Annotated in this window: 1 protein-coding gene; it reads right to left on the minus strand. The window is 68.9% G+C overall.

What is annotated here, in order from left to right:
- A partial coding sequence (locus tag AB0I88_RS41265; protein ID WP_361037757.1) for a Clp protease N-terminal domain-containing protein occupies positions 1 to 988 on the minus strand: 988 nt, incomplete at its 3' end.
- Positions 989 to 1416: the final 428 nt, after the last annotated feature.

Below are 1416 nucleotides of genomic sequence, written 5' to 3' on the forward strand. Positions count from 1 at the left end.
ACATGCCGGTGCGGGCCGGTGACAACGGGCCCGGCCGGCCGCCGGTCGATCTGCGCGGCCCGGGCAGCATCGGTTTCAGGATCGACGCGGCGTCGATCGCGCCCTCGGCGGCGCCCGCGCCGACCAGGGTGTGGATCTCGTCGATGAACAGGATGATGTCGCCGCGGGTGTGGATCTCCTTGAGCACCTTCTTCAAACGCTCCTCGAAGTCACCGCGATAGCGCGCGCCGGCCACGAGCGCACCGAGATCCAGCGTGTACAGCTGTTTGTCCTTCAGCGTCTCGGGCACCTCGCCCTTGACGATGGACTGCGACAGCCCCTCCACCACCGCGGTCTTGCCCACACCCGGCTCGCCGAGCAGCACCGGGTTGTTCTTCCGCCGGCGCGACAGCACCTGCATGACCCGCTCGATCTCGCTCTCCCGGCCGACGACCGGGTCGAGCTTGCCCTCCCGGGCCTCCTGCGTCAGGTTGCGCCCGAACTGGTCCAGAATCGGCGACATCGCCACCGCCGCCGGTGACGGCTTGCCCTCCGCCGCCTCCGGGTCGAAGCCCGCACCGGTCACCATCTCGGCCACCTGCAGGCGCACCCGCTCCGGATCGGCGCCCATCCGGGCCAGCACCTGGGCGGCCACACCGTCGCGCTCACGGATCAGCCCGAGCAGGATGTGCTCCGTGCCGATGTAGTTGTGGCCGAGCTGCAGCGCCTCCCGCAGCGACATCTCCAGAACCTTCTTGGCCCGCGGGGTGAACGGGATGTGCCCGCTCGGTGGCTCGTCCCCCTGGCCGATGACCTCCTCGACCTGCTGCCGCACCGCCGCCAGTGAGACGCCGAGCCGCTCCAGTGCCACCGCGGCGACGCCCTCACCCTGGTGGACCAGGCCGAGCAGGAGGTGCTCCGTGCCGATGTAGTTGTGGTTGAGCATCCGCGCTTCCTCCTGCGCGAGGACGACAACCCGCCGAGCCCGGTCGGTGAACCTTTCGAACATGACCATCACGCCCTCAACGGGCACCCACGTCACCCGCTAGACGGACGGCACACCAGCGCACCGCAGCGGAACAGAACGCGCTGAGTCGGAGACTCTTGGCCACATCCATGGTCGACGTGGGCAGCCACACGAGGCTCGGGCGGGCGCTCCGCCCAACGCCGATACTAGCCCGCCCTGACGCTCCGCGCTGCCCCGGTCACTCCAGGAGAGACTGTCACCATCGGTACGGGTGAGCCGATGCGCTGCCGGGCCTTGCGGGGTATCCGCGGCCTCGGACTGTCCGCCCAGGGCCCGGTCTTGTGCGGCCGGCCTTCAGCGCTTCTCCGAGCGCCCTAGGCCGTGTTTAAGAAGTGGCTTGCCTGACCGGCTGTACGGGTGTGTCGGTGATCGATAAATGAAGAGGTCTCCGGTAGATCGTTCAACGACGA

The organism is Actinoplanes sp. NPDC049802 (assembly GCF_040656595.1).
Classification (GTDB): Bacteria; Actinomycetota; Actinomycetes; order Mycobacteriales; family Micromonosporaceae; genus Actinoplanes.